General features: G+C 67.8%; 1 protein-coding gene. It reads left to right on the forward strand.

The genetic code is table 11. The features are described from left to right. Window positions 1-50 precede the first annotated feature (50 nt). A partial coding sequence (locus tag KVT45_RS54315; RefSeq protein WP_308311169.1) for a non-ribosomal peptide synthetase occupies window positions 51-6,802 on the forward strand: 6,752 nt, incomplete at its 3' end.

Here is a 6,802-nt window from a genome sequence, read left to right on the forward strand (position 1 = left end):
GGTGGCGGGTGGATGGGCAGTTGGAGTTTGTGGGGCGTGCGGATGAGCAGGTGAAGATCCGTGGGTTCCGGGTCGAGCTGGGCGAGGTGGAGGCTGTCCTTGCTGCTCATTCGGGGGTTGAGCAGGCTGTGGTGGTGGCGCGCGACGGACGCCTGATTGGTTACGTCGTGGGTGCCGGTGATGTGGATGGCGGTGAGCTGCGGGCGTTTGCTGCCACGCGTCTGCCGGACTACATGGTGCCGTCGGCGGTGGTGGTGCTGGAGGCGTTGCCGCTGACGGTGAACGGCAAGGTGGACCGGGCCGTTCTGCCTGCTCCCGAGGCGGCGGTGGGTGGCGGTCGTGTGCCGTCGACTCCGACCGAGGAGGCGTTGTGTGGGTTGTTCGCGGAGGTGCTGGGGCTGGAGGCGGACGCGGTCGGTGTGGAGGGAAGCTTCTTCGAGCTGGGTGGTGATTCGCTGCTGGTGATGCGGTTGATCGCGCGCATTCGGTCGGTGTTTGAGGTGTCGGTGGGTGTGCGTGAGGTGTTTGCGGAGCCGACGGTGGTTGGGGTGGCGCGGTTGGTGGAGGGTGCTGGGGTGTCGGCGGGTGTGGTGTTGGCGCGTCGGGAGCGTCCGGAGCGGGTTCCGTTGTCGTTCGCGCAGCAGCGGATGTGGTTCTTGAACCGGATGGACGGCTCTGACACCGAGGGCGCTGCGGCTTACAACCTTCCCTTCGCGCTGCGGCTCTCCGGTCGTTTGGATGTGTCGGCGCTGGCTGCGGCGTTGGGTGATGTGGCGGATCGGCACGAGAGTCTGCGGACGGTGTTCCCGGATGTGGAGGGGGTGCCGTATCAGGAGATCCGGGAGGGTGCCGAAGGCCGTCCAGAGCTGCTTGTGGTGGAGGCCGGCGATGGCTGGCGTGCGTTCATGCAGGAGGAGGCCGGGCGGGGCTTCGACGTTCGGGTTGAGTTGCCGTGGCGGACGGTTCTGCTGAGGGTTTCGCAGGATGAGTCTGTCTTGTTGCTGGTGGCTCATCACATTGCGACGGATGCCTGGTCGATGGGTGTGCTGGCGAACGACCTCCAGGCTGCTTATGGTGCGCGGCTTTCCGGGCGGGTGCCTGGGTGGGAGCCGTTGCCGGTTCAGTACGCGGATTACGCGTTGTGGCAGCGGGAGGTGCTCGGGGAGCTGGACGATCCGGGCAGTGCGGTGGCGGGTGAGGTGGGGTTCTGGCGGCGGGCCTTGGAGGGGGCTCCGCAGGAGACGGTGCTGCCGTTTGACCGTCCGCGGCCTGCGGTGCCGTCGTTCCGGAGTGGTTCGGTTCCGGTGGGGGTGGATGCGGTGACGCATGCGCGGCTGGTGGAGCTGGCCGCCGGCGGTGGGGCGACGATGTTCATGGTGGTGCATGCCGCGCTGGCGGTGTTGCTCGCCCGGATGGGTGCGGGGGAGGACGTCTGTGTTGGTACGCCGGTGGCGGGTCGGTCGGATGCGCAGGTGGAGGGGCTGGCCGGGTTCTTCGTGAACACCCTCGTCCTGCGGTCCGACGTGGCGGGTGATCCGTCGTTCGTTGAGGTGCTGCGGCGGGTGCGCGAAGCCGACCTGGCCGCGTATGCGAATCAGGATGTGCCGTTCGAGCGGTTGGTGGATGAGCTGAATCCGGTGCGGTCGGCGGCGCGTAATCCGCTGTTCCAGGTGATGCTGGCGCTCCAGAACGTGCCCGAGGCGCAGTGGGAGCTGGAGGGGCTGTGGGTGGAACAGGTCCCGCCGGCGGAGGATCCCGCGGCCCGGTTCGATCTGTCGGTGGACCTCAGCGAGCGGTGGTCCGATAACGCCACCCCGGATGGGCTGCGTGGGGGGATTCTCTACTCCGCCGACCTGTTTGACGAGGGGACGGTTCGTCGGCTGGCGGAGTGGTTGGTGCGGGTGTTGGAGCAGGTGGCGGCCGATCCGGAGCTGCGGCTGAGTGCCGTCGAGGTTCTGGATGAGGCGGAGCGGGCTGTGGTCCTCGAACGGTGGAACGACACCGCGAGCGAGGTCAATGCCTCGACCGTGATGGAACTGTTCCGGCGGTGGACCGTTGAGACGCCGGAGGCGGCCGCCCTGCAGGCAGTCGAGGGCCGAACGCTGTCCTACGCGGAGGTGGATGCGCGCTCTGATGCGTTGGCGCGTGGGTTGGTGGCGTGTGGTGTGGGTCGGGAGTCGCGGGTGGGTCTGTGCCTGCCGCGTGGGGTCGAGATGGTCGTGGCGATGCTTGCGGTGTGGAAGGCCGGTGGGGCGTACGTGCCGCTGGATCCGGAGTACCCCACTGACCGGCTGGCGTACATGGTCGCCGACAGCGGCGCCGAGCTGGTGCTGGTCGTGGAGGAGACGGCGGACCGGCTGCCGGAGGGTGTTGGCGCCATCCGTCTCGATGAACTCAAGGGCACTTCGGGCGACTTGCCGGAGGTTGGCGCAGAGCAGCTGGCGTATGTGATCTATACGTCGGGTTCGACGGGGCGTCCGAAGGGTGTCGCTGTGGCGCACGCGTCGGTGGCTAACCTGGCCGCTGCCATGCGCCCTGTCCTGGGTGTCGAGCCGGGTGTGGTGGCGTTGCAGTTCGCGTCGTTCAGCTTCGATGCGTCTGTCCTGGACGTGGCGGTGACGCTGGCCGCCGGGGGCACGTTGGCGATCGCGTCGGCGGACGAGCGTCTCGACCCGGTGGCGCTGGCTGCCATGGTGGAGGCCAGTGGCGTTGAGGTGGCGAGTGTCGTCCCGTCGTTGCTGGGGGTGCTGGAGCCGGAGGACGTTTCCGGGATCGGGAACTGGGTGCTGGGTGCGGAGCGGCTGGAGGCCGGTCTGGCGGCGAAGTGGCGTGATGGGGCCCGGGTGTGGAACACCTACGGCCCCACCGAGGCCACGGTCATCACCACTGCGGTTCTCCTGGAGGAGGGCATTACGGGTGAGGACGTTGGGCCGGCGATCGGTCGCCCGCTTCCCAACGTCCGTACCTACGTGCTGGATGCGTATCTGCGGCCGGTTCCTGCAGGTGTGACGGGTGAGTTGTATGTCGCGGGGGATGGTCTGGCCCGCGGCTACGTCAACCGGCCGGACCTGACGGCGGAGCGGTTTGTGGCCTGCCCGTTCGGTGAGGGTGGGCGGATGTATCGCACCGGGGATCTGGTGCGGTGGCGGGTGGATGGGCAGTTGGAGTTTGTGGGGCGTGCGGATGAGCAGGTGAAGATCCGTGGGTTCCGGGTCGAGCTGGGTGAGGTCGAGGCCGTCCTTGCTGCTCATTCGGGGGTTGAGCAGGCTGTCGTGGTGGTGCGTGACGGCCGTGTGGTCGGTTATGTCACAGGTGCCGGTGACGTGGATGGCGGTGAGCTGCGGGCGTTTGCTGCTACGCGTTTGCCGGATTACATGGTGCCGTCGGTGGTCGTCGTCCTCGACGCCTTCCCGCTGACGGTCAATGGCAAGGTCGATCGTCGGGCTTTGCCTGTGCCTGATGTGGGTGTGGGTGGTTCGCGGGGGCCGGTGACGCGGACGGAGGAGGTTTTGTGCGGGTTGTTCGCCGAGTTGCTGGGCGTGGAGAGCGTTGGTGTGGAGGAGGGCTTCTTTGAGCTGGGTGGTGATTCGCTGCTGGTGATGCGGTTGATCGCGCGCATCCGGTCCGTCCTGGAGGTGTCCGTCGGTGTCCGTGAGGTGTTTGCGGAGCCGACGGTGGCCGGGGTGGCGAGGTTGGTGGAGGGTGCTGGGGTGTCGGCGGGTGTGGTGTTGGCGCGTCGGGAGCGTCCGGAGCGGGTGCCGTTGTCCTTTGCGCAGCAGCGGATGTGGTTCCTCAACCACATGGAGGAAGCGGACGTCGAGGGTGCCGTCTACAACCTGCCGCTGGTGTTGCGCCTGAGCGGGCAGTTGGATGTGGCGGCGCTGGCTGCGGCGTTGGGTGATGTGGCTGATCGGCACGAGAGTCTGCGCACGGTCTTCCCGGCCATCGAGGGTGTTCCCTACCAGCAGGTGTTGCAGGGAGCGGACAGCCGTCCGGAGCTGGTTGTGGTGGAGGCCGGCGATGGCTGGCGTGCGTTCATGCAGGAGGAGGTGGGGCGGGGGTTCGATCTGGCGGTTGAGTTGCCGTGGCGGACGGTTCTGCTGAGGGTTTCGCGGGATGAGTCTGTGTTGTTGTTGGTGGCTCATCACGTTGCGACGGATGCGTGGTCGATGGGTGTGCTGGCGAACGACGTCCAGGCTGCTTATGGTGCGCGGCTTTCTGGGCGGGTGCCTGGGTGGGAGCCGTTGCCGGTTCAGTACGCGGATTATGCGTTGTGGCAGCGGGAGGTGCTTGGGGAGCTGGATGACCCGGACAGTGGGGGAGCCGAGCAGGTTGGGTTCTGGCGGCAGGCGTTGGAGGGGGTGCCGCAGGAGACGGTGCTGCCGTTCGACCGTCCGCGGCCTGCGGTGCCGTCCTTCCGGAGTGGTTCGGTTCCGGTGGGCGTGGATGCGGTGACGCATGCGCGGTTGGTGGAGCTGGCCGCGCAGGGTGGGGCGACGATGTTCATGGTCGTGCACGCTGCGCTGGCGGTGCTGCTCGCCCGGATGGGCGCCGGGGAAGACGTCTGTGTTGGTACGCCGGTCGTCGGCCGGTCGGATGCGCAACTGGAGGAACTGGCCGGGTTCTTCGTCAACACCCTGGTCCTGCGCTCCGACGCCTCCGGCGACCCCTCCTTCCGCGAGGTGCTGCGGCGGGTGCGTGAAGCCGACCTGGCCGCGTACGCGAACCAGGACGTGCCGTTCGAGCGGTTGGTGGATGAGCTGAATCCGGTGCGGTCGGCGGCGCGTAATCCGCTGTTCCAGGTCATGCTGGCGCTCCAGAACGTGCCGGAGGCGCGCTGGGAGCTGGAGGGACTGGAGGTCGAACAGATCTCACCAGAGGTAGCGCCTGCCCGGTTTGATCTGTCGGTGGGGCTCGACGAGCGGTGGTCCGACAGCGGTACCCCGGCGGGTCTGGGCGGCGGGATTCTGTTCGCGGCGGACCTGTTCGATGAGGAGACCGTCCGTCGGTTGGCGGTGCGGTTGGTACGGGTGCTGGAGCAAGTCGCGGCTGACCCACAGGTGCGACTGGGCGATCTCGATCTGCTTGAGGAATCCGAGCGGTTGGAGGTCGTTGAGGACTGGAATGCGACGGACCTGGACGTGGGTGCGTCGTCGGTGGTGGAGCGGTTCGGGCGGTGGGTGGCTGAGTCTCCGGGTGCGGTGGCGTTGTGGTCGGGGGGTCGGTCGCTGTCGTATGCGGAGGTGGATGCGCGTTCGGATGTGTGGGCGCGTGGGTTGGTGGGGCGTGGTGTGGGTCGGGAGTCGCGGGTGGGTCTGTGCCTGCCGCGTGGGGTCGAGATGGTGGTGGCGATCCTGGCGGTGTGGAAGGCCGGTGGGGCGTATGTGCCGCTGGACCCGGAGTACCCCACTGACCGGCTGGCGTACATGGTCGCCGACAGCGGCGCCGAGCTGGTGCTGGTCTCGGACGAGACCGCCGGCCGGCTGCCGGAGGATGTCGCTGCTGTCCGTCTCGATGAACTGGACGGCGCCTCGGGTGAGTTGCCGGACATCGCTCCCGGGCAGCTGGCCTATGTCATCTACACGTCGGGTTCGACGGGTCGTCCGAAGGGTGTGGCGGTCGGGCATGGTTCGGTGGCGAACTTGGCCGCCGCCATGCGTCCGGTGCTGGGTGTCGAGCCGGGTGTGACGGCGTTGCAGTTCGCGTCGTTCAGTTTCGATGCGTCAGTGCTGGATGTGGCGGTGACGTTGGCCGCGGGTGGCACGTTGGCGATCGCGTCGGCGGACGAGCGGCTGGATCCCTCAGCGCTGGCCGGAATGCTGGAAGCTTCCGGTGTCGAGGTCGCCAGTGTGGTGCCGTCGCTGCTGGGGGTGCTGGAGCCGCGCAACGGCGGTGGTGTCGGGAACTGGGTGCTGGGTGCGGAGCGGCTGGAGGCCGGTCTGGCGGCGAAGTGGCGTGCGGGTGCCCGGGTGTGGAACACCTACGGCCCCACCGAAGCCACCGTCATCACCACCGCGGTTCTCCTGGAGGAGGGCATCACCGGTGAGGACGTTGCGCCGGCGATCGGCCGCCCGCTTCCCAACGTCCGTACCTACGTGCTGGATGCGTATCTACGGCCGGTCCCTGCAGGTGTGACGGGTGAGCTGTATGTCGCGGGGGATGGTCTGGCCCGCGGGTATGTCAACCGGCCGGACCTGACGGCCGAACGGTTTGTGGCCTGCCCGTTCGGTGAGGGTGGGCGGATGTATCGCACCGGGGATCTGGTGCGGTGGCTGCCGGATGGGCAGTTGGAGTTCGTGGGGCGTGCGGATGAGCAGGTGAAGATCCGTGGGTTCCGTGTCGAACTCGGCGAGGTCGAAGCCGTCCTTGCTGCTCACCCGCAGGTTGAGCAGGCGGTGGCGTTGGTACGGGAGGGCCGTCTGTTCGGCTATGCCGTGGGTGATGTGGACGGCGATGAACTGCGGGCGTTTGCTGCCACGCGTCTGCCGGACTACATGGTGCCGTCGGTGGTCCTTGTCCTGGACGCGTTGCCCCTCACTGCCAACGGCAAGGTCAATCGCGATGCTCTGCCAGTCCCGGATCTCGTGGTGGGTGGCGGTCGTGTGCCGTCGACTCCGACCGAGGAGGCGTTGTGTGGGTTGTTCGCCGAGGTTCTGGACCTGGAACCGGGCCAGGTCGGCGTGGAGCGGAGCTTCTTCGAGCTGGGTGGTGATTCGCTGCTGGTCATGCGGTTGATCGCGCGCATCCGGTCCGTCCTGGAGGTGTCCGTCGGTGTCCGCGAGGTGTTCGCGGAGCCGACGGT

Origin of the sequence: Streptomyces sp. GbtcB6, from assembly GCF_019091475.1 — a bacterium.
Classification (GTDB): Bacteria; Actinomycetota; Actinomycetes; order Streptomycetales; family Streptomycetaceae; genus Streptomyces; species Streptomyces hyaluromycini.